Source organism: Roseivirga spongicola, assembly GCF_001592965.1.
Taxonomy (GTDB): Bacteria; Bacteroidota; Bacteroidia; order Cytophagales; family Cyclobacteriaceae; genus Roseivirga; species Roseivirga spongicola.
On the sequence record NZ_LRPC01000031.1, the window covers coordinates 80656 to 102295 of the forward strand.

Annotated in this window: 20 protein-coding genes; 11 read left to right on the forward strand and 9 right to left on the reverse strand. The window is 40.4% G+C overall.

What is annotated here, in order from left to right; genetic code table 11:
- Positions 1-28: 28 nt before the first annotated feature.
- Entirely contained in the window at positions 29-844 is an 816-nt protein-coding gene (gene speB, locus AWW68_RS18710) for an agmatinase (protein ID WP_068224918.1), read from the reverse strand.
- Between the two features lie 155 nt (positions 845-999).
- Between speB and AWW68_RS18715 the strand changes: the two genes are divergently transcribed.
- The 3 genes from AWW68_RS18715 (at position 1000) to AWW68_RS18725 (ending at position 2025) form a co-directional block, all read left to right on the forward strand.
- A complete protein-coding gene (locus AWW68_RS18715) occupies positions 1000-1230 on the forward strand; it encodes a hypothetical protein (protein WP_068224919.1) in 231 nt (76 codons plus the stop codon).
- Between the two features lie 2 nt (positions 1231-1232).
- Positions 1233-1529 (forward strand): type II toxin-antitoxin system RelE/ParE family toxin, encoded by a 297-nt coding sequence (locus AWW68_RS18720; protein ID WP_068224921.1) that lies wholly within the window; start codon positions 1233-1235, stop codon positions 1527-1529.
- A gap of 85 nt (positions 1530-1614) precedes the next feature.
- Positions 1615-2025 (forward strand): hypothetical protein, encoded by a 411-nt coding sequence (locus AWW68_RS18725; RefSeq protein ID WP_068224923.1) that lies wholly within the window; start codon positions 1615-1617, stop codon positions 2023-2025.
- A 62-nt stretch (positions 2026-2087) separates the two neighbouring features.
- On the opposite strand, the gene AWW68_RS18730 is transcribed toward AWW68_RS18725, so the two are convergent.
- On the reverse strand, positions 2088-3758 hold the full coding sequence (locus tag AWW68_RS18730) for a glutamine--tRNA ligase/YqeY domain fusion protein (RefSeq protein ID WP_068224925.1): 1671 nt from the start codon (positions 3756-3758) through the stop codon (positions 2088-2090).
- Between the two features lie 1036 nt (positions 3759-4794).
- Between AWW68_RS18730 and AWW68_RS18735 the strand changes: the two genes are divergently transcribed.
- The 7 genes from AWW68_RS18735 (at position 4795) to AWW68_RS18765 (ending at position 13186) form a co-directional block, all read left to right on the forward strand.
- The gene (locus AWW68_RS18735) at positions 4795-5451 is read left to right on the forward strand and encodes a TetR/AcrR family transcriptional regulator (protein ID WP_245660273.1); all 657 of its coding nucleotides are present in this window, start codon (positions 4795-4797) and stop codon (positions 5449-5451) included.
- Position 5452: 1 nt separating this feature from the next.
- Positions 5453-7627 carry a peptidase domain-containing ABC transporter gene (locus tag AWW68_RS18740; RefSeq protein WP_068224932.1) on the forward strand — a complete coding sequence of 725 codons (2175 nt, stop codon included), beginning with the start codon at positions 5453-5455 and terminating at the stop codon, positions 7625-7627.
- A gap of 4 nt (positions 7628-7631) precedes the next feature.
- Positions 7632-8990 (forward strand): HlyD family secretion protein, encoded by a 1359-nt coding sequence (locus tag AWW68_RS18745; protein WP_068224934.1) that lies wholly within the window; start codon positions 7632-7634, stop codon positions 8988-8990.
- 1 nt (position 8991) lies between these two features.
- Complete coding sequence (locus AWW68_RS18750) at positions 8992-10485, forward strand: TolC family protein (protein ID WP_068224936.1); 1494 nt, start codon at positions 8992-8994, stop codon at positions 10483-10485.
- 128 nt (positions 10486-10613) lie between these two features.
- Entirely contained in the window at positions 10614-11876 is a 1263-nt protein-coding gene (locus AWW68_RS18755) for an NAD(P)/FAD-dependent oxidoreductase (RefSeq protein ID WP_068224938.1), read from the forward strand.
- 144 nt (positions 11877-12020) lie between these two features.
- Positions 12021-12563, forward strand: coding sequence for a ferritin (locus tag AWW68_RS18760; RefSeq protein WP_068224939.1), 543 nt, complete (start codon positions 12021-12023; stop codon positions 12561-12563).
- Positions 12560-13186: a Crp/Fnr family transcriptional regulator gene (locus AWW68_RS18765; protein WP_068224941.1), complete on the forward strand. Its 627-nt coding sequence runs from the start codon at positions 12560-12562 to the stop codon at positions 13184-13186. Before AWW68_RS18760 ends, AWW68_RS18765 begins: the two co-directional genes overlap by 4 nt.
- Before the next feature lie 862 nt (positions 13187-14048).
- Here AWW68_RS18765 and tnpA read toward each other — a convergent pair.
- From tnpA to AWW68_RS18800, 7 genes are all read right to left on the reverse strand, one after another.
- Positions 14049-14507, reverse strand: coding sequence for an IS200/IS605 family transposase (gene tnpA, locus AWW68_RS18770; protein ID WP_068224942.1), 459 nt, complete (start codon positions 14505-14507; stop codon positions 14049-14051).
- Positions 14508-14564: 57 nt separating this feature from the next.
- Positions 14565-14783 (reverse strand): hypothetical protein, encoded by a 219-nt coding sequence (locus tag AWW68_RS18775; RefSeq protein WP_068224944.1) that lies wholly within the window; start codon positions 14781-14783, stop codon positions 14565-14567.
- Between the two features lie 119 nt (positions 14784-14902).
- Complete coding sequence (locus AWW68_RS18780; RefSeq protein WP_068224946.1) at positions 14903-15880, reverse strand: NAD(P)-dependent alcohol dehydrogenase; 978 nt, start codon at positions 15878-15880, stop codon at positions 14903-14905.
- Positions 15881-15890: 10 nt separating this feature from the next.
- On the reverse strand, positions 15891-16112 hold the full coding sequence (locus tag AWW68_RS18785; protein WP_068224947.1) for a helix-turn-helix transcriptional regulator: 222 nt from the start codon (positions 16110-16112) through the stop codon (positions 15891-15893).
- Positions 16112-16555 (reverse strand): hypothetical protein, encoded by a 444-nt coding sequence (locus tag AWW68_RS18790; protein WP_068224949.1) that lies wholly within the window; start codon positions 16553-16555, stop codon positions 16112-16114. The genes AWW68_RS18785 and AWW68_RS18790 overlap by 1 nt, the downstream gene beginning before the upstream one ends.
- A gap of 237 nt (positions 16556-16792) precedes the next feature.
- Positions 16793-18436 (reverse strand): DUF885 family protein, encoded by a 1644-nt coding sequence (locus tag AWW68_RS18795; RefSeq protein ID WP_068224951.1) that lies wholly within the window; start codon positions 18434-18436, stop codon positions 16793-16795.
- A gap of 66 nt (positions 18437-18502) precedes the next feature.
- The gene (locus AWW68_RS18800) at positions 18503-19834 is read right to left on the reverse strand and encodes an MFS transporter (RefSeq protein ID WP_084375769.1); all 1332 of its coding nucleotides are present in this window, start codon (positions 19832-19834) and stop codon (positions 18503-18505) included.
- Positions 19835-19911: 77 nt separating this feature from the next.
- Here AWW68_RS18800 and AWW68_RS18805 point away from each other — a divergent pair, with 77 nt between their 5' ends.
- A complete protein-coding gene (locus AWW68_RS18805; RefSeq protein WP_068225052.1) occupies positions 19912-21627 on the forward strand; it encodes a SulP family inorganic anion transporter in 1716 nt (571 codons plus the stop codon).
- The last annotated feature ends 13 nt before the right edge of the window (positions 21628-21640 follow it).

Consider the following 21640-nt stretch of genomic DNA (forward strand, 5'->3'; position numbering starts at 1 on the left):
AACGAGCCTTTCAAGTGATAGGATTAATTTATAGGAATCTATCGATCAACTCCTTGACGATTTTCGCTGAGACCATTGCAGTTACGCCATTAACGTCTCTGTCGGGATTGTATTCCACTAGGTCTAAACCAACAATGTTTAGGTCTAGCTTTTGAATAATTCGGAGCACTTCTCTGGTTGAAAAACCACCTGGTTCATGATGAGAAATTCCTGGCGCAAAAGCAGGATCAAGCACATCCATATCGAAGGAAAGATAAACCGGGCCTTCAATTTCAAACTTCGTTTCAGGAGTCCAGTCTTTCATTTGAATGATGTTCACGCCAAATCGCTCAGCTTGCTCTTTGGTGTGCTGTGTAAGTGTGCGAATGCCAACTTGCGTGAGGCTTTCAGCCAGCCCTTCTTCCATAATTCTGGCAAAAGGACAAGCGTGAGAGTACTTGTTGTTGTCTAATTCATCATATAGGTCGGTGTGCGCATCAAAATGAAGGATGTTCACTTTGCCATGATGTTTGTGGATGGCTTTGAGAATCGGGTAGGTGATCGAGTGGTCGCCACCTAGTGAAAACGGAATCGCTCCTTTTTCCAGAATTGCCTCAATCGGTTGGCTAATTGAGAAGTAATCTTCCAAATCAGCATTGCCACACCAAGCAATTCTTGCGTGCTCATTCAGATCATTTAGTGATTCTGTAAAGAAATTAGCCGAGTCAGACTCAATAGCCTCAATAATCAGTTCAGGTGCCTTGGCTGGCCCTTGCAAAAAAGAAGCGTGCGCATCGAACGGAATTCCGATTAATGCAATTTGATCTTTTGAAAGGTGGCTGATCGAAGTTCTAATGAGCGGCATGGTTTAAGTTTTGTGCTAAGATAGTGATAGAATTGAGCGTGGTGAAGACAGTCTCTTTTGTTTGCTAGTATACAATGTATATTGCGAATAGATAGCAGATGAATTCATTCTAATGCACTTTAATTGCTAACTTTAATCATTGAGAATACATAGAAATGGATATTGCTGTAAAGTATAGAATCATATCTGAAATCATCAATACTAAAGATGAGGAGCTATTAAACCAGATAAAATCTTTGTTAAAAATTGATGATGAAGATTTTTGGAGTGACGTAAGCCCTGAAGATCAGGCTGCAATTAATGAAGGAATTGAGCAGTTGGATAAAGGTGAGTATGTATCTCATAAGTCATTACAAGAAGAAATCAAGAATCGTTTTAATTTCTGAAGTTGAGGCTGGAAATACGATACTCGCCTAGGGCAAGGCAAGAAGAAATAGCACTACTTGAGTATATCGTTGAGAACTTTGGTGTTCAAAAGGCCAAAGAAATATATAGCAGGATAGAAAAAGTGCTCGGTCTTATTGCTGAAAACCCTGATATGTTTAAGGCATCTAAACGCAAAAAAGGCTTGCGAAAATGTGTTTTTAGTGAGCAAACAAGCATTTATTACCGAGTGAATGCTAGTTTTATCGAAGTCATTAGTTTTCGACCTAATAAAAAGAACCCGAATCATTTTAATATTTAATTATGAGGTTTTTAGGGTTGGTTTTTTTGCACTCTATTTACTTATTTAATTAAACTGTAAGATAGGAAATTAGTATTTCGAATAAATGAAACAACTTATTACTGCTGTACTCTTTTTCGCATTTGTTAATCTTAATGCTCAAGAATTACCAAGGTATTATTTCAATATAAAATCTGTTTTGACATCTCCCTACTCGATTGGGGATGGTAACGAAGGTTATTTCATGTTTAGAGCATTGGCAGTAAGTGAGGAAGGGCACTTTTCTATAGTTATAGAGCAAATTAGTCTTAAGGGTATTGAGGGTAATCAGAAGGCACTTGAAGCTAGTTTCTTTCTTTCGAGCGACAGATTTGATAAATATGTGATTGATAAAATTCAATTATTGGAATGGAAATCAAAGTATACTTTTGTAGTAAAGGTTAATGGGAAGGAAGATTATGAAATTGATATTTCTGAGTATTCGTACGATAAAATTTCAGTAAAAAAGCTAGAGTAGACTGTTCCTGAAAGGTATTAGTATTGAGAAACAAAAAAAGGAGCCGAAGCTCCTTTTCTAAATTATTTCTTACTCCAATTATCTCGGAGGGTTACGGTGCGGTTAAACACCAATTTGTCGTCTGTCGATTCTTTGTCAACAATAAAGTAGCCCTGGCGTTCAAACTGGAATTGATCGCCCGCTTTCGCATCCTTCAGTGATGGTTCTACCAAGGCATTTGGTACAATGGTAAGCGAGTCAGGGTTTAAGTGGTTAATGAAATCATCATCAATAGTATTTAGGTTTTCAGTTTTGAAAAGCCTGTCATACAATCTGATTTCAGCTTCTACCGCATGCTTGGCAGAGACCCAACCGAGCGTACCTTTTACTTTCTTACCGCTAGTGTCTTGTCCACTTTTGGTTTCTGGGTCGTACTCGCAGTAAATCTCTTCTATGCTTCCATCATCAGCCTTTTTAAAGCCCGTACATTTTACAATGTAACCGTACTTTAAGCGCACCTCACGGTCTGGTCCCAAACGGAACCACTTACGTGGCGAAGGTGGGTTCTCCAAGAAGTCGTCTTGCTCTATGTAAAGCTCGCGTGTAAATGGCATGTCGCGGGTTCCGGCAGTTTCATCTTCCGGATTGTTCACGGCCTGCATTATCTCTTCCTTATCCTCTGGCCAGTTGGTAATAACCACTTTTAGTGGATTCTGAATTCCGAAAACACGGTTGGCTTTTTTGTTCAGGTCTTCGCGCACACTATGTTCCAGAAGGGCAACATCGGTAATGCCATCTCTACGGGCAACACCCACTTTGTGTGCAAATTTCTTTAAAGAGTCTGGCGTAAAACCTCTTCTTCTCAAAGCCGAAATAGTTGGCATGCGCGGATCGTCCCAGCCGGCTACATGGCCATCGTTTACCAGTTGTAGTAGCTTCCGTTTACTCACAATGGTATAACTGAGGTTCAATCGTGCAAACTCGGTTTGTTTCGATGGGAAAATCTCCAATTCGTCAATCAACCAATCGTAAAGAGGTTTGTGGTCACGAAACTCTAACGTACACAAACTGTAAGTCACGTTTTCAATAGAGTCTGACTGGCCGTGCGCAAAATCGTAATTCGGATAAATACACCATTTGTCGCCAGTGCGGTGATGCGCTACCTTTTTAATTCGGTAAATGATCGGGTCGCGCATGTGCATGTTTGGCGAGGTCATATCGATTTTAGCGCGTAGTACGCAGCTTCCTTCGGCATATTCACCAGCACGCATTTTCTCAAACTCCTCCAGGTTTTGCTCTACAGAGTTATTTCTGTAAGGGCTCTCAATGCCCGGAATAGTAGGGTTGGTTTTGCCTGCGCTAATTTCTTCGGCCGATTGATGGTCTACATAGGCTTTGCCTTTTTTGATCAGTTTAATAGCGTATTCATACAGCGTATCAAAATAGTCAGAGGTAAATAAAGCTTTTTCGCCATAGTCGTATCCCAGCCATTTAATGTCTTCAATAATGGCATTAACGTACTCAGTGCTTTCCTTTTCAGGGTTGGTGTCGTCAAACCTAAGGTTGCATTTGCCATTGTACTTTTCGGCTAGGCCGAAGTTCAAAACAATAGACTTGGCGTGGCCGATGTGTAGGTAACCGTTTGGTTCAGGAGGAAAACGGGTCTGGACAAATGAGTTTTTTCCAGAGGCCAAATCGTCCTCAATCATTTGTTCAATAAAGTTCAAAGATTCCCTTTTTTCGTTTTCGCTCATAACCGTTTCAATTAGGCTGCAATTTTAGTGAAAATGACTCAAATGGCATTATCTGCTTCCATCTTCTTAATGAAAGTCTTGAGAGAATTGGCTTATAGTAGAGGGTAGGCTAAGTCGTTGAATAATAAGGAAGTGTGTATAACTCTGTGGAAAACCCTGTGGATAATGATGTGAATTAGAGAGTGGGAAACTTGTTGAAAACTAAGATGTTACGAGTTTGGGGTGTAAAATTATTAACTCTACTTTAGAAATACCAAGTGAGGGATAAAGAGCTGAAGCAATGCTTCAATCTCTCTTCAGGGGAAGCCTGAAAAAGTGTAATGAAAGGGTTTACTTAGGTAAATCTGAAACAGCTAAAGTTTCAAAACTGATTTTCCAGCATTGGAAAATATAGAGGGTGGCTTTTCAGGGACGCGCTCTATAGGCATGATCACTACTTGAAAGGGAGTAATCAAAGACGTTTTAAAAAATCTTTCTGCTGAAAGTGATTAAGGCAGGCCAAAGAATTGAAACAGGTTATGGTGAAAGCCATGACTACTGCACCTTCAGGTGTGGGATGAGTCAGACTGGAAACGGTTTTTCAACCTTCAATGGAAGGATGATGCTCCGAAAGGGGTTTCTCTGAGTAAGAGATGATTCAGCGCTAAGCGCAAAAGAGCTGCAAAATTCACCTTTTACGAGTACGATGTACTGGTAATATAGGCGAAGCTGAAAGGAGATAGATGATTTGGGTAACCATTGAGTCTGGCTCTGAACAGTATCTTGGCACGCTGTCCCAAGTCAACTTGAGACAGGGTGAGTGGGGGCGAGCAATCGTCCCCCGCTTTTGTTATTTGGGGGTATTTGTAAAAATACGGAGATGAGACACTGGGGAGTGTCTCATTTTTTTTGCTTCATTCTAGAAAAAAAAATCGCCAGTAACTGAACATTTTCTCAAGTGGTTCCGTTGTGTACCTATCTTTGCTGATAGTATTACTATTATTTAGTAAAGTTAGATTAACAAACTGAATCTATGACCACCCTGCTTAAGTTACAGATGAACGATAATCTGTATCTGAAAGACCCTCAAGATACCGAACTGGGTCAGAAGATCGTTCGTCATTCAATCCAGCTGATCGATGAATTGGGTTTGGAAGGATTTACTTTCAAAAAACTCTCGGTAGCAATTGAGTCTACAGAGGCTTCTATCTATAGATACTTCGAGAACAAGCACAAGCTGCTAGTTTACCTCATCACTTGGTACTGGACATGGATGGAGTATAAAATCGATTTTGCCACTAATAATATCAAAGATCCTTATGAACGTCTGGAAAAAGCAATGAAGCTCATTACAGAGAAAAAATGCTACGATAACTCCTTTCCAGATGTAGATGAAACCGCACTTCAGCGCATTGTAATAAATGAGTCGGAGAAGACTTATCTTACTAAACAGGTAGATCATGATAACAAATTTGGGCTCTTTAAAGGTTATAAGTCTTTATGCGGACGTATAGCGGATATTGTGTCTGAAATTAATCCAAAGTACCCATTTTCACATTCACTGATTAGCACTTGCTTGCAGGCCGCTCATCAACAAGTGTTTTTTGCGGAACACCTTCCTTCATTAACAGACCATAAAGATGCTCACGAAGAAGTGTATTCACGCAATTTCGAGTTCATCCACAGTTTAGTCTTAAAAGCCATTCAGAAGTAAAATGACAAATCAGCATATTGCTAATACAATTAAAGAGGTAAAGCTGCTTTTAGGCGAGAGCATAGAAGATGCGCTTTATCAAGACCTTCAAGTGGGTACCAGAATCTACTCCATAGATGAGTCTTACGAATTCAAAAGAGATTTACTAGAATCGGCCAATAAGGTGAGGGTGGTTTTGCTTGATCAGGTATTGGAAGATCAGGAGTTTGAGGCATTCATAGCCGATGTAAATATTCCAATTATAGCGCTTACAACATCTACCGATGGTTTTTTACCAGTTATTATCTCTAAAGGGAAGAAGGGTAAAACTTGCGTGTACCTAGTGCATGATAGCGATACTGAGGAAGTTACACTGGAAGATGTAAAGGATAGCCTGATCAAAAATGAAAAAGGCGAACTGGTAATGATGGGGGCTTTTAGCTACAAAAGCTTGGTTTCGGAACACGATGAAGACGAAAAACCAAAAGACCTTTCTCCAGTAAAAAGACTGCTTAGGCTTTTAGGTGAAGAGAAAAAAGATATTCTCTATGTGTTTATTTATGCCGCATTTGTGGGTATTGTATCACTTACGCTACCATTGGGTATTCAAGCTACAGTAGAGTTAGTATCGGGTGGAGTGGTGTTTAGCTCCATTTACTTACTTATTGGCTTGGTACTTTTGGGTATTCTGGCAGCAGGTGGTTTGCAAATAATGCAGATGACCATTCTGGAGTATATCCAGCGAAGAATATTTACCAAAGCAGCACTTGAGTTTACCTTCCGAATTCCAAGAATGAAGGTAGAGTCGCTGAGTAATTTACATACACCTGAGTTGGTTAATCGCTTTTTCGATGTTTTGACCATTCAGAAAGGGTTGCCTAAGTTGTTGGGCGATTTAATGTCTGGTACTATTCAGATTGTTTTTGGCTTGCTGCTGCTTTCGTTCTATCACCCATTCTTTGTGTTCTTCGGAATGGTACTCATTCTTATTTTGGTCTTAATCTTCCGATTAACCGGTCCCAAAGGTTTGCACTCTTCCATTCAAGAGTCTAAGTATAAGTACAAAGTGGTTTATTGGCTCGAAGAGATTGCTAGAGTGCTCAACTCTTTCAAAATTTCAGGTAATACTAACTTACCAATCAAGAAAACAGAGTTCAACGTAAATAGCTACTTACTGAATAGAAGAACGCACTTCCGAGTGCTGCTTACGCAATATGGGTACATAGTGCTTTTTAAGGCAGCAATTACGGGCGGTTTGCTCATTATTGGTACGTCATTGGTTATTAGCAGGGAGATAACGCTAGGTCAGTTTGTAGCTTCAGAGGTTATTATTATCCTAATTCTTAATTCCGTAGAGAAAATCATTACCTACATGGATGTGGTTTACGATATGCTCACTGCGGTAGATAAAATTAGTCAAGTTACAGACTTGCCACTTGAGAAAGTAGGGGGAATAGACCTTAGAAAAGAAGATGTTGATAGAGGTTTTACAATAGATGTTAAACAGCTCAATTACTCATATCCGAATTCAGATGGCTTAGCACTTAAAGATATTAACCTTTCCATTTCTTGTGGAACGAAGTTGTGTATTGCTGGCCCTAACGATTCTGGCAAAACAACCCTTACCAATACACTTTCTGGTCTTAACCATAATTATAAAGGATTGGTAACCATTAATGGCTATAGTTTGAGAGACTTAGACTATACTAACCTGCGAGACAAAATAGCCAAGAATGTTTCTCAAGAGGATATTTTCGAGGGAAGCATTTTGGATAATGTCACAGTTGGTAAACCTCAGGTTTCGGTCAGTGATGCCGTAGAAGCCATTCAGCAAGTAGGTTTGCAAGACAAGGTTAATATGCTACCAAACGGAATGAATACGCATATGCTTAGTGGCGGAAAAGGCTTTTCCACCTCCTTTGTCAATAAACTGATTCTAGCCCGTTGCTTAGTTAAAAAGCCAAAGCTGATGATTCTGAATGATTACTTCAATGGTTTTCAGCGTACGGAGAAAGAGCGGCTTATTAATCTGGTAATGGAAATGAGTGTGTGCACAGTGGTAATAGTCTCAAACGATCCGGCAGTTCTTTCAGCTTGCGACAGGGTGGTTATTATGGATGATGGAAGAATTAAAGCAGACAGCAATTATAAAGAATTACTAGCTGCAGGGTATTTGAGTGAACTAGTTAACGATTAGTCTAATGTTGAATATATCTGACAATAAGGACAACGAAATGATTGAGCAAAAGAGTATTTTGTTCAAAACGCTAAAAACCCCAGGAGCGGGTAAGGTGGTAGCAAAAGTACTAGTTGGAGTGTCGTTGCTGTTCTTCATTCTATTGTTTTTTCCATGGCAACAAAACATTAGAGCTACGGGTAAAATTACTGCTTTTTCACCTGGTGAAAGGCCACAGTCTATTCAGTCTGCAATAGCAGGTAGAATAGAAGCTTGGCATATTACCGAAGGCCAGTTTGTAGAGAAAGGTGATACCATTCTCTCACTTTCTGAAGTAAAAGACGATTACTTCGATCCTCAATTACTCAACAGAACTGCTCAGCAAATTGAGGCTAAGAAGCAGGGGATTGAGGCTAAGAAAGACAAAGTAGAAGCCTTAGAGCAACAAATTGAAGCGCTTGAAAAACTACAAGTGGCCAAATTCGAGCAGGCAAAAAACAAGCTGCAACAAGCTAGGTTTAAGCTCACAAGCGATAGTGTAGACTTTGAAGCGGAGAAGGTGAGGTTTGCTAACCAAGAGAATATTTTTGAACGAAATAAGAAGAGGTTTGATGCAGGAAACATTGCTTTGACAAAGTTTCAGGAACTGGAGTCTAAGTTTCAGGAGTCCAAAATGAAGCTGGTAAGTTCCGAGAACAAGTTTCTGGAGTCTAAGACCGAGGTAATTAATGCGCAGGTGAATATTTCAGGCGTTCAGGCAGAGTATCAAGACAAAATCAGTAAGGCCAGATCTGACCTTAATAATACCACTGCAGAGGTTTTTGAAGCAGAAGCGGCTTTGGCTAAGCTAGAGAATCAATATTCCAATTATGAAATCAGAACCAGTAATTACCAGTTAATTGCTCCGCAAAGTGGTTATGTGGTAAAAGCCATGAAGGCAGGTGTTGGAGAAACTATCAAAGAGGGAGAGTCTGTAGCTCAGGTAATGCCAGAAAACCCTCAACTGGCTGTAGAAATGTACGTGAGGGCAATGGATGTGCCGCTGATTCAAAAGGGTAGAAAGGCCAGAATTGAATTCGATGGATGGCCTGCCTTGCAGTTTTCAGGTTGGCCAAGCGTTTCTGTCGGTACTTTTGGCGGAGTAGTGCAGGTAATAGATAGAGTAAACTCGGTGAATGGGGAGTTCAGGATTCTGGTTACACCAGACCCGGAAGAGGAGCCATGGCCAGAACAGTTGCGCATTGGTTCGGGAACTAAGGGTTGGGTAATGCTAGACAACGTGCCAGTATGGTACGAAATCTGGCGACAGTTAAATGGATTCCCTCCTAGTTTGTATTCTGCACCAGAAGAATCAGTTCTTAAAAAAGAAGAAGGCAAAAAGTAGTATGCTGAACAACTTAAAATACCTCGTTCTTTTATGCCTTGGCCTGAGTATAAACTTGGTCCATGCGCAAGAGCAGATTAGTGTGACTAGCATCGATGAGATTGTTGAGCCAGCAGACTCTGTACAGATCTTTGCTTTAGAAGACTATGTGAAGATTATTCTGGCCAATCACCCGGTGGTAAAACAGGCCGACTTAATGCCCGAGAATGCTAGACAAGAGATTCGCTTAGCTAAGGGTGCTTTCGACCCAAAACTGACTAGTAATTGGGATGTGAAAAACTATAAGGATACCGAGTACTACGACATATTCAATACCACATTGAAAGTGCCTCTTTGGTTTCCCATAGACCCTAAAATTAGTGTAGACAGAAATAGAGGATACTATCTTAACCCGGAAAGAAACATTTCTGAGGATGAAGATTTCAGGCAGGTAACAGCAGGGGTAAGTTTGCCAGTGGGTAGAGGGTTGTTCATTGACCAGAGGCGGGCCGCAGTTCAACAAGCCGAATTGTTCGCTCAAATTACAGAAGCCGAGCGCATTAAAATGATCAACAAGGTGCTGCTATCTGCGGTAAAAGCTTATTGGGATTGGTACTACAATTATTTCGAGTTTAGGTTTGTAGACCAGAGTTTAACCATATCTGAGGAGATTTATAGGCGTGTAAAGCTAGATTTTGAGTTTGGTGAAGTTGCGGCTGTAGATACTGTTCAGGCTGCTATTACCTTCCAAAATAGAAGTGCCGATAGGCAGGCTGCTTTGATTGGCTTTAAACGTGCTGGCTTAGTACTCTCTAATTATTTATGGGGCGAAAATGAAGAGCCTCTGGAAATTCAGGATAACGTGGCACCAATCTGGGGTGTGGCTTTTCAACAGCCAGCCGAGCAGTTAGATAGCCTAATGTTGTTTGCTGTAGAAAACCATCCTGAGTTGCAAAAGTATAGTTTAAAACTAGATCAACTGGGAGTAGATGAAAGGTTAGCAAAGGAAAACCTGAAGCCGAGGGTAGACTTAAATTACAACCTCATTAACTCGCCCATTAATTATAATGGAGAGTTTTCAGATATAGACTTAGGTAACAATTACAAGTTCGGTTTAGAAGTTGAATTTCCACTTTTCTTAAGGAAAGAAAGAGCCAAGCTAAAGCAGACCCGAATAAAAATAGATCAAACGGGTTTAGAGAGTAGGTTCGTTCAACAAGAGATAGTGAATGAAATTGAGGGGGCGTATTTTGAAATGGTGAATGGCCAGCAGATGCTCAGTTTTTTAGAAACTTCCGTAAGTAATTATCAGCGGTTACTAGAGGCCGAACTATTGAACCTTACTTTAGGAGAGAGTGATTTATTTAAAATCAACTTTCAGCAAGATAAGCTCCTGGAGGCCAGAATTAAGCTAATCAAACAACAGGTGTCTATTGAAAAAGCCAAACTTGAATTGCTTTGGGCTGCAGGAAAGCCTTATCTAGATTTTAATTACACACCTGCCAACCAGAATTAGAGGCCAGATGCTGTCTGATGAGAGTCACCTGCCTGTGTAACTAAAGTAACACTCGAGTTTTTAGGGAATAGCTAAACTTACTGTGTTCTTTTTAGAACCCTATTTGTCCACTATTAAACCTAAAACAAATGAGTTCTCATCATCAAGTATTGGTCATTGGAGGAGGTACTGCCGGAATCATGGTCTCTGCTCAGCTCAAACGAGCGAAAAGAGATTTAGATGTGGCAATTATCGAACCTGCAGACACCCATTACTATCAACCAGCATGGACCTTGGTCGGGGCAAATGCCTACGACTACCAAAAAACCGCCAGACCAATGAAGGGGCTGATTCCGCCAGGAGTCCACTGGATAAAAGAGTCGGCTAGCGAGTTCAAACCCGAAGAAAACATTGTAGTTACTGCTGAGGGAAATTCCATAACCTACGATTTTTTGGTAGTAGCACCAGGTATTAAAATTGATACTAGCTTGATTGATGGCCTAACCGAGGCTTTAGACCGAGATGTCGTATGCAGTAATTACACTGATCCGCTGCATACTTGGACGGTTTTGAAGAACTTTAAGGGTGGTAACGCCATTTTTACCCAACCAAAAACACCCATTAAATGTGGAGGTGCTCCTCAGAAAATTTGCTACTTAGCGGCAGATCATTTCAGAAAAGAAGGGATTCTAGATAACACAAATGTAGTCTTTGCTACTCCAGGTACCGTCATCTTTGGTGTTCCTGCTATTGCTAAAACTTTAATGAAGGTTATTCATAGATATGGGATTCACTTTAAACCCTTCTATGCACCTGTTAAAATCGATGCTAGTAATAGGGAGGTTACCTTCAAAAGTGTCAACCCCGAAGAGAATAACTGTATTGTAAACGAAGGCAATGTTTTGCAAGAGCGAACAGAAGGCACATACTCAACAGTAATGCCTTATGATATGCTGCACTTGGCTCCACCTCAAACCGCTCCAGACTTTGTGAAAAGCTCTTCTCTAGCGAATGAGGCTGGTTGGTTGGATGTGAATATTGAAACCCTCCAGCATGTAAATTATCAGAACATCTTTGGTCTGGGAGATGCTGCAGGTCTTCCTACTGCCAAGACTGGAGCAGCCATTAGAAAACAAGCTCCAATAGTGGTAGCCAACATTCTAAAGCTTATGGAGGCTAAGAGTATCACAGACATGAAATACAATGGTTACTCCTCATGTCCATTAGTTACTGGTTATGGTAAAATGGTATTGGCCGAGTTCGACTATAAGAATAACTTCTTACCAGATCCGCAGCTAAAGAAGATGCTTGTATTCGACTCTTCTAAAGAGCATTGGAGGTTATGGATGCTTAAAAAATACATGTTGCCATATCTGTATTGGAATAAAATGATGAAGGGTGTGCCTGTTTAACTGAGTCGCAGTGCAAAGCATTTAGTCTTGATTTGGTTTAGATTTAAATTGGAGTGAAGACGGCACTCTTTTTCATTAAAAATTGTCGTTAGAGTACAGTATTTAGCTTGCTGTGAACTACATTAATGAACCAAATCTATAATTATGGAAAGACAGAAAGTAACAGCGAAAAGATCGCTTACAGAAGATACAGAGAAGTTGTTGAACGATCAGATTAGAATGGAGGCGCTTTCTTCGGCAGCCTATCTTTCTATGGCTTCGTGGTGTGAAATGACAGGCTATGAAAACTCTGCCAAATTTCTCTATATGCACTCTGAAGAAGAGAGACAGCATATGTTAAAGCTTTTTCATTATATCAACGATGCCGGAGGGCATGCTATTCAGCCAGATATCACAGAGCTTAAACATCATTTTAGTTCGTTAAAAGAGGTGTTCGAAGAGATTCTGAATCACGAAATTGAGGTAACTGTTTCCATCAATAACATTGTAGATCATTGTTATAAAATTAAGGATTACACTACCATGAGTTTCTTGAATTGGTATGTTGAAGAACAAAGAGAAGAAGAAACCTTAGCCAGAAGGGCTGTAGAATTGTTCGATATCATTGGTGAAGATGGTATGGGACTTTGGACAATAGATAAAGAAATATTGAACCTTAGAAAAGAGGTTCCCAATGGAGGTCAATGAAAATAGTAACTGATGCACTTGAACAGGTAGGTCTTGAAGGTCAATTGATCGAAGAGATCGTTAACACTGGTCGTTTTTTAAAAGTCCGTGAAGGACAACCTTTAATTGAGCCAGGTATGGAGGCTAAAGAGATGCCTTTGGTAATTAATGGAACTCTTCGGGTAATGCGTGAAGACAAAGAGGGTAGAGAGATTTTCCTTTATTACCTTGAAGGAGGCGATGCCTGTGCCATGTCTATCTCGTGCTGTTTAGGTACACAAATTTCAGAATTCAAAGTAGTGGCGGAGGAAGACGCCACACTTTGGATGGTTTCTATGCACTACATTGATACTTGGATGGTGAAGTACCGATCGTTTCGAAAGTTCATTTTCGATTCCTATCACGATCGGTTCGATGAAATGCTGAACACGGTGGATGGCATAGCCTTTATGAATATGGATCAGAGGCTAATGAAGTATCTGCTTGACAAAAAGCAGAGCACAGGATCATTCGTCATCAACAAAACCCACGAGCAAATTGCTCAGGAATTGAATACGTCAAGGGTAGTGGTTTCTCGCCTCCTAAAAAAATTGGAACGAGAAGATAAAATTGAGCTGCACAGAAATAGGATAGAGGTGTTGTGATAACCATCATGTTTTGTACCTAAAGGCACAAACCGTATGTCGTAGACTCCCATTTTCACCAATGTTTTACCCCCTAACGGGGTGAATTTTGCAGAGTTTGTTGGGTTGAATTCCGCTTAGACTGGCGCTAGATACTACTTTCTCCTGATTTCGGCTACTTTAGAGAAATTACAGTCTGTCGGTAAATATATTATAAAGCCAACTGCCGAGTCAGCCTGTATAACTCTTATGTCCCTTTAGGGACTATACCTCGGTAGCTCTTTGATAACAGAGAAATTTGTTAATGTGCCTTTAGGTACATAACATAATGCAAGTTTGGGTTTTGTACCTAAAGGCACAAATGGTATATCCTGCAATCTTCAGGTCTACCGATGTTTAACCCCTAACGGGGTATGGTTGTCTTGTTCTCTTAAGCGTATTTAGTTTTAATGAGCATGCACTGATTCTATTAACAATCGTGGGTGTTTTGAGAAAAAGATAATAGGATGCAACCATGTCCCTTTAGGGATCACATGTCGGTAGCTATAATTGTTTTTCGACCAGCATGTGCCTTTAGGTACATCACATTTGTTTTCTAACTAAAGGAATAAATCGGGTATCGTATAATCCGAATTTCACCAATGTTTAACCTCTAAAGGGGTTAAGCTTGCAGAGTTTGTTGGGTTGAATTCGGCTTAGACTGGCATCGGATATTGCTTTCTTTTTTCTGTCATTAAAGGAGGTGACAGTCCTTTCGTCAATATACCTTATAGGGTGAGATATCAATTTAATCTATGTAATTTTTTTGTCTCGCTAGGGACTACATCTCGGTAGAATCATTAGATGCAAAAGTTGTTTTTAATGTGCCTTTAGGTACATCACATTACACCTCGTTAAAAATATAGCCCTCGTTAAAATCTATCTCAAAGGCCTTAAGGAATTCAAGATACTCCTCTCGGAACGTTTTCTTTTTGTGGTGCTCTTTCTGATTTTGGATATACCTAACCACCCTAGGAATCTGCGATTTGCTATATGAGAATGCGCCATAGCCTGCTTGCCATGAAAACCTGCCTTTAACATACCCTTGTTGATTGATCCACTTAGAAGAATCTTGTTTGACCTGCTTTATTAAGTCAGACAAGGCCTGATCTGGCTTCATTCCGAATAAAATATGAACATGATCTGGCATTCCATTAACCTGCAATACTCGATGACCATGATTTTGAATGATACCAGTGATGTAACGAAAAAGAGCATCTTCCCAAGTGGCATGAATCAAACTACTTCGATTTTTAACTGCAAAAACCACCTGAATATGTACTTGTGTGTATGTATTAGCCATGATGTGTTCTAATAACCATTCAATTTAGAACAATCATGGCATTAATGCATTACAAGCTCAATCCTCCATACTATAGCATTCTACGCCCCAAGAGTTGACAATTTCCATTACGTCAGATTCATCTACTTGGTCTTCAGCCTCTATGCGAAGCACCTTATCTCGGTCTTCCATGTCGATAGACCAATCCATTAAACCTGGGTTATAAGCGAGCAGTGCGTTGACCTTCTTGATTCTGCTCTCGTTGGCAATATTAGTTTTGAATATTAAGAGTTTCATCGGTGTTGTTGAGTTGATATTTTAATGTAATCTCTATTCTTTTCTTTTTAGTTCCATAAATGACTTACCGAAGCGGATATTTTCTTGGCTGAAGTCACTATTTCCTCGGCTGAGCTGTGCTACTCCGAGACCGTTACTATTACTTTTCCTGCTGCATGACCTCTCTCTTGAAAAGCAATAGCTGCTGGTAATTCTGTGAAATTATAATGGTCTGATACAACGGGTGTTAACTTATTGGTAGCTATTAGTTCTGCTAATAATGAAAGGTCTTCAGTTTTCATTTTTGCTGTGAACGATTCTAATTTTTTATCAGAAGCCTTAGAGAGCCAGAGCTTTCCTAGACTAAAGCCAATGAAGTGACCAAAACCACTCCAGCCAACCATTACACAAATGCCACTTGGCTTAAGCAAACGCTTGGCTATAGATGGGCTAACATTGCCTACTGCATCAAAAATCAGATCGAATTGTTGATTTAACTTTCGGTAATCATTCTTCTTGTAATCAATAACAACATCAGCACCTAATGACCTTACCATTTCCACTTTAGAAGTGCTACAAACGGCTGTAATATGAGCCTCAATATGCTTAGCTATCTGAACCGCAAATGTTCCTACTCCGCCAGAAGCACCATTAATCAAGACCTGTTGACCATTTTGGAGTTTGCCAATATCATTGAGGCCTTGCCATGCTGTAATTCCTGCTAAGGGAGTTGCAGCGGCTTCTTTATGACTTACTTCTTGAGGCTTTCTAACCCAGTGCGATGCTTTTACACAAACATATTCGGCAAAAGCACCTGCTCCAGTACCCATTACATCAGTAAAAACTTCATCTCCTGGTTTAAACTGAGTTACCTTGCTGCCAACCTTTTCTACTATGCCAGAAACATCTGCTCCAATGAAGGGGTTTTTAGGTTTAAATACTCCCATCATCAGGCGAATCATGTATGGTGTGCCACGCATTACACGCCAATCTGCTGGATTAACAGATGTTGCAACCACCTTAACTAGTAACTCATCTTCTTTCGGGCTGGGCTTTTGAAAATCAAGCAATTGCAGCTTGTTTGGCCCACCGTATTTTTTCCTGATATACGCTTTCATGTGTCTTGATTTACTTTACCTCGGGCTCGTAGGAAAAAACTTCATGCAAAGGAACCTGAAAGACCTGCGCTATTTTAAAGGCCAACTCAAGGGTAGGAGAGTACTTTCCCTTTTCTATGGCCACAATAGTTTGACGAGATACATCTACCTTATCCGCTAACTGTTGCTGTGTCATTTCATCGTTCATAAAGCGAAGCGTTCTTATCTTATTTTCGATCTTATACTTCGCCATTAAAATCCTCTTTTATAGTAAACCAGTTGGATGGTGTTTTCAACTAGCTCTGAAATAACGCCTCCAATTAAAAATGCTAAAAAGAAACTGTTGACAGACTTTTCCATAGCCAGAGCACCCATTCCGGCAATAATCCCGAAGATGAAAATGATTTGGCTGATGTTCTTGGATTTAAGCTCTATGAGCCTGTCTCTTTCGTCTGTCTTCGGAACAGCCTCTTTTGTTATGGCTGAATAGATTATGGCGTATAATATTTCAATTCCTATTCTAACTCCAATGGCCACTAGTATGTACACCATCATTTGCTTGCCCCAAAATTTGAGCAGTTCATCCGTGTTTAACCCTTCTTGTGGCGAGTCTTGAAAAATAAAGAAGAAATAGACTGCTGGTACTATAATAGCTGCCAGCATGTTGACCCAATTCTTGTTTTCACGATAATCCATGACTTATTACTTAGTATGATAAATTTGACCTTATGTAAAAAATGACGTACTAAAGGTAAAAAAAGTTTTACTCTGTGTAAAAAATATTTTACATCAATTTTTAATTGATTGATATTCAGTATGATGCATTCTATTTTTTTCAGGTGATAATTGATGTAATCTTAAGTGATAAGACTGTGTATGCCTTATTCAATGTTTGATAGAGGTTTAGAATTTGTGTTTAATCAATGAAATCAATCAGTCTTCTTTTGTGGTAATGCTTAATACCTGATCATTAACTCCTGTCATTTGCCAATGGCCAAGCGCAATAGGTATTGAGCCAATTGAGTTCAGTTGGTCGAAGAAGTCTTTTAGCTTGAAGTTATCTTCATTCAATCGAGCATAATCGGCCATAGCAGCTTCTAAGAGATACTTTCCGGTAATGTAGCTGGTGCCGTAGCCTGGTTGTCTGAGGTACAAATGTTGTTCAAAAATAAGCAGTTCCTTTTCGGTTTTCATCCAGCCTCTAGGAGTGAATTCTGAATGAATACCACCTGCCTCTTCCATGGTCATTTCATTGGCGTGAGCGTATAGGGAGCCTAATCCACGAGCTGCTCTTTGCGCAATCATGATAAGCACAATTTCTCTTACTCTCGGGTCATCCTCATATAGCCCGGCATCCATAAACATCTCTTCTACAGCGGTGGCAGTACCTTCATTTCTCGAATCGAAGATATTGTAGAGTAAGGGCTCTCTTCTAATTTCGCTAGGGTGAGGTTCATTGTCCATTCTGGCCAGTTCAAACCAGTGGTAAAAATGAGAGTATAAGGGGCGGGCATCATAGTGCTCGCCAATGGTAAAGAAGTTAGGTATGAATTCACCTAAATGTGCTCTTAGAGCTGGTTCGAAATAGTCTTTTACGGTTACAATTTCCTGTTCGTCTAGAAACTTCAGCAAGCTCTTGGCAGATCTATCGGCCATAGCATCATATTCTTCTGGCGAGCCAGCCGCAGTAAGCTCAGGCAAGTTGCGGTTGCGATGTTCTTCTAGCTTTAAGGCAGACCAAGCCCTAGCCAATTCCCTTTTAAGTATCATTACCTCATCTTCCCATGTTAGTGGTACCAAATGCACATTTTGCAAATACCAAGTATAGTTTTCTTTGCCTATACCAGAAGGACCGGTTTTAGATGTAGACTCATTTTCTAGCCATTCTGCTAATTCATTTGTCGATGAAATGGCTTGGTCAATGGCGTCCATCAAAGAGTTATCTTCAGCAACTCCAGCCAATGATTTCAAGGACTCCAAGTCTTGAGATTGCGTTTTGATGTCTCTAATTCCGGCTATCCAAAGGTCTCTGGCATTGCCGGTTAAGTTTTCTTTGGCTTGCTCATTAAATGTGGGAATTGTCTTAATACCTTGAAGAAACTCGTCCTTTTTATCAGCGATAAGAGGAAAGTTATACGTCCATACCTCAACGGTTCCGTGATTGGTTGGGCCTTCATGGGCTGGTACATCGCTTCTGTGCATCCAAATTACTTTGTAAAATGCTGGGTCTCTTTGCCATGGTTTTAGTACACGATGATTAAAATCATAACCATTCATTTCAGCCCAAACAATATGATAGTCTACCTGCTCAGGGATTGACCAGCCAGTAGTGTCCATCGAATGTAGCTGCGTTTGTAGCATTTTAAACTCGGGCCAACGCTCGTCAAAAGTTACTTTTGTATAGTCAGGTGTGCCCTTGAGTAAAGGAGGGGTTTCAAATGCCCGCCAATCTTTGAAAAGCTGAACAAGGTCTTGATAAGATGCTTTGGTTTTAGTTTCGGCTGGTTGGCTGTTATTGGATTGACAGCCAGAAATGACCATGACCAAAATGGCTAAAGTGAGTTTAATGTTTTGCATAAGGTTGAATTGACATTTGTAAAATAGCCAAATTATAGGCTTTGAGAAAGTGTACTTATAGCGAGGTTAAATACTCTGGCTCTCTTCGCCAGTTACAGAGCTATCCTTTCCAAATAAAACTGAAGCCAACAAGCCTATAACTCCAAAAACAGCCAGAACACCAAATAAGTATTGATGTCCAAGTTTACCAGGGTTGTTATCTAATAAAACGCCCATCAGTGGACCCATAAAAACATCTGGAGTATAGCCAATGACAGAAATAAAGCCAATAGCAGCGCCTGCATAGGATAGTGGTATTTTCGACTCTTGAAAAAGGGCATAGTAGAGGCCTCTTAGTCCATAAATTCCTAAGCTTGTGCTGGCAAGTGTTAGGGCTATGAGAAGAAAAATATCTCCACCAAGAACACCAGAACTAATTATCATTGAACCTAAGATGAGAATAACAAAGCATGCCTTGGTTATTTTCGAATGAACCAGTTTGTCGCCTAAAAAACCGGCCAAAGCGGCAGCAATAGGTCGCATCCAGAAGGAGATGGTCGCAATGTGTGCCGATTCAACATCATCATAGCCAAAGGCATCTTGCGCATAAAGGCCAAAATCGTCTGTACATTTATAACCCACGTATGCACAAAGTAGAATAATGGCCTGGAGCCAAACTGACCGGTGAGAGATAGCCTTTTTTACACCGCTTAAGCTCATTTTTTCAGCTTTCTCAGTCGTCTTTAAAGTTGCACTGGGCAGCGCTTTCCATACGAGCACTGCTGTGAGCAGAACTAAAATTGAAAAGAATATAATAATGAGGCTTAATCCATTTTCTAGTTGATTCTTGGTCGCTTGATCGGCCGAAACAGGAAGTAGTGCATCCAATAAAAAAACAGAGGAGGAGGCTATTAAAGCAGCTACAAATCCTCTACCACCATCAACTAAGCCTTGAGATTTTCCTTGAGATTCTTCGCCACCAAACTGTCTAATGCCTTTAATGAATGCGGCCCAGAAAAACAGAATAGTGCTCAAGCCCCAAAAACCGTAAAGTATGGTCAAAGTAGTTAATGAAGGGATTCCGGCCATTATTAGCCCAGCCAAAGCGGTGGCAATTAGAGAAAAGATTAATAGTTTTTTGGGTGAATACCTATCGGCAATAGGCCCACCAAAAAAGTAAGAAGCCATAGCTACAATTCCGTATACAGAAAAGGCTGTTCCCAGTTCAAGGTTGTCTATCTCAAAAACAGTTAGAAAGGTGGGTCTGAACACTCTAGTAATTACAAAGGGAAGGAAGAAAATAGCTTCCCCAACAATCATCAGAGTAATTAGAGTTAGAAGTTTTTTGATTTTAGATGTGCCCAATGCATGAAATTGAGAAGATTCGAGAGAAATGCCAAATAACCAACTGATGATCATTTATCAGCTTTCGTAACTTTAGTTACTTTTACAGCTTCTGAGCGGGCCTACTTTTGTGTCAGCTAAATCAGAATAAAGTGAAGCAGTTTTTACCCATACTCTCTTGGTTACCGAACTATAAAAAGTCAGACCTAAGCGGTGATTTATTTGCCGGCTTAACGGTAGGGGTAATGCTAATTCCTCAAGGAATGGCGTATGCGCTTATCGCGGGCTTACCACCAGTTTATGGTCTTTATGCGTCAGTAGTACCTCAGATAATATATGCCATCTTCGGTACTTCTCGTCAGCTTTCAGTAGCTCCAGTAGCAATGGATTCTCTCTTGGTAGCAACTGGGGTATCAGTGATGGCTATGGAAGGGAGCGAAGCCTACATCACTTACGCTATTATGTTGGCCTTCTTTATGGGTACTGCTCAATTTCTGCTAGGCGTAATTAGAATGGGTTTTATCACCAATCTATTGGCCAAGCCTGTTATCAGTGGTTTCACTTCAGCGGCCGCATTGATTATTGGATTGAATCAGCTGAAGTATTTCCTCGGGGTTGAGCTAGAAAAAAGTAATCAAGTACACCGAATTATTGGTAGTGCTATCGGTCAAATCGATGAAACACATCTGCTCACTTTGCTTCTAGGTATTGCTGGAATTATTCTCATCAAAGGAGCGAAAAAGATCAACAAAAAAATTCCGGGAGCTTTAGTAGCGGTTGTTATTGGTATTCTGATTGTAGCGGCATTTGGGCTAGAAGCCGAGGGTGTAAGCATAGTGAAAGAAGTACCAAGTGGATTGCCGTCACTCATCATTCCAGATTTCTCAATCGAGACTATTCAAAAGCTGCTTCCACTTTCACTAACCATTGCTGTAGTAGCCTTTATGGAGGCATTTTCCGTGGCTAAAGCCATTGAAGCCAAAAGAAGAGATTATAAGGTGATTCCAAACCAAGAATTGATAGCCTTGGGAGCATCAAATATTGTCGGCTCACTATTCCAAAGTTACCCAGTTACTGGTGGCTTTTCACGCTCAGCAGTAAACCATCAGGCAGGTGCCAATACGCCTTTGGCCTCCATTATTTCCGCTGTTTTGGTTGCCTTGACGTTGCTGTTCCTCACTCCGCTGTTCTACAATTTGCCACATGCTATTTTAGCTTCAATTATTATGGTAGCCGTTTCTGGCCTCATTGATATAGGCTATGTAAGAACACTATGGAAAACCAACAAAGTGGAGTTCGGTTTACTGTTAGCTACTTTTATTGTGACGCTGCAGTTCAGCATGGTTCCGGGTATTGTTACAGGAATTATTCTATCCATTTTAATCCTACTTTTTAAAGCGGCAAACCCACATATGGCTGTGCTAGGAAGGGTAAAGGGTATTGAAGAATATAGGAATGTAAAACGTTTTAATGAGTTGGAAACCTGGCCAGAACTGTTGGTGTTGAGGGTGGACGCTCCTTTTGCTTTTGTCAACATTCAAACCATTAAAGACAAGGTGATGAATGAGGTGCAAAAGAGAAATGGTGAGCTGAAGTATGTGGTTTTAGATGCTGCTTCGGTAGCCTACATAGATGCCACCGGAGTCATTGGTTTGCGCGAGCTCATTGAAAGTTTAGAAGAGAAGAACATTACCATGCTTTTTGCCGAGGTAATTGGCCCGGTAAGAGATGCATTTTATAAAAACGAATTGATTAAGAAAGGTGAGAAACATGCCTTCTTTTTAACTACCAACGATGCAGTAAATTACTGTCTATCAGGTAAGTTTGAAGATGGAAGAGCGCACTTGGTTAGTCAAACCAATGCCTAATGTAACTTAAGTT

Coding starts and splice junctions, on each gene's coding strand:
- speB (WP_068224918.1), bottom strand. CDS start 844: ATGCCGCTCATTAGAACTTCGATCAGCCACCTTTCAAAAGATCAAATT.
- AWW68_RS18715 (WP_068224919.1), top strand. CDS start 1,000: ATGGATATTGCTGTAAAGTATAGAATCATATCTGAAATCATCAATACT.
- AWW68_RS18725 (WP_068224923.1), top strand. CDS start 1,615: ATGAAACAACTTATTACTGCTGTACTCTTTTTCGCATTTGTTAATCTT.
- AWW68_RS18730 (WP_068224925.1), bottom strand. CDS start 3,758: ATGAGCGAAAACGAAAAAAGGGAATCTTTGAACTTTATTGAACAAATG.
- AWW68_RS18735 (WP_245660273.1), top strand. CDS start 4,795: ATGAACGATAATCTGTATCTGAAAGACCCTCAAGATACCGAACTGGGT.
- AWW68_RS18740 (WP_068224932.1), top strand. CDS start 5,453: ATGACAAATCAGCATATTGCTAATACAATTAAAGAGGTAAAGCTGCTT.
- AWW68_RS18745 (WP_068224934.1), top strand. CDS start 7,632: ATGTTGAATATATCTGACAATAAGGACAACGAAATGATTGAGCAAAAG.
- AWW68_RS18750 (WP_068224936.1), top strand. CDS start 8,992: ATGCTGAACAACTTAAAATACCTCGTTCTTTTATGCCTTGGCCTGAGT.
- AWW68_RS18755 (WP_068224938.1), top strand. CDS start 10,614: ATGAGTTCTCATCATCAAGTATTGGTCATTGGAGGAGGTACTGCCGGA.
- AWW68_RS18760 (WP_068224939.1), top strand. CDS start 12,021: ATGGAAAGACAGAAAGTAACAGCGAAAAGATCGCTTACAGAAGATACA.
- AWW68_RS18765 (WP_068224941.1), top strand. CDS start 12,560: ATGAAAATAGTAACTGATGCACTTGAACAGGTAGGTCTTGAAGGTCAA.
- tnpA (WP_068224942.1), bottom strand. CDS start 14,507: ATGGCTAATACATACACACAAGTACATATTCAGGTGGTTTTTGCAGTT.
- AWW68_RS18775 (WP_068224944.1), bottom strand. CDS start 14,783: ATGAAACTCTTAATATTCAAAACTAATATTGCCAACGAGAGCAGAATC.
- AWW68_RS18780 (WP_068224946.1), bottom strand. CDS start 15,880: ATGAAAGCGTATATCAGGAAAAAATACGGTGGGCCAAACAAGCTGCAA.
- AWW68_RS18785 (WP_068224947.1), bottom strand. CDS start 16,112: ATGGCGAAGTATAAGATCGAAAATAAGATAAGAACGCTTCGCTTTATG.
- AWW68_RS18790 (WP_068224949.1), bottom strand. CDS start 16,555: ATGGATTATCGTGAAAACAAGAATTGGGTCAACATGCTGGCAGCTATT.
- AWW68_RS18795 (WP_068224951.1), bottom strand. CDS start 18,436: ATGCAAAACATTAAACTCACTTTAGCCATTTTGGTCATGGTCATTTCT.
- AWW68_RS18800 (WP_084375769.1), bottom strand. CDS start 19,834: ATGATCATCAGTTGGTTATTTGGCATTTCTCTCGAATCTTCTCAATTT.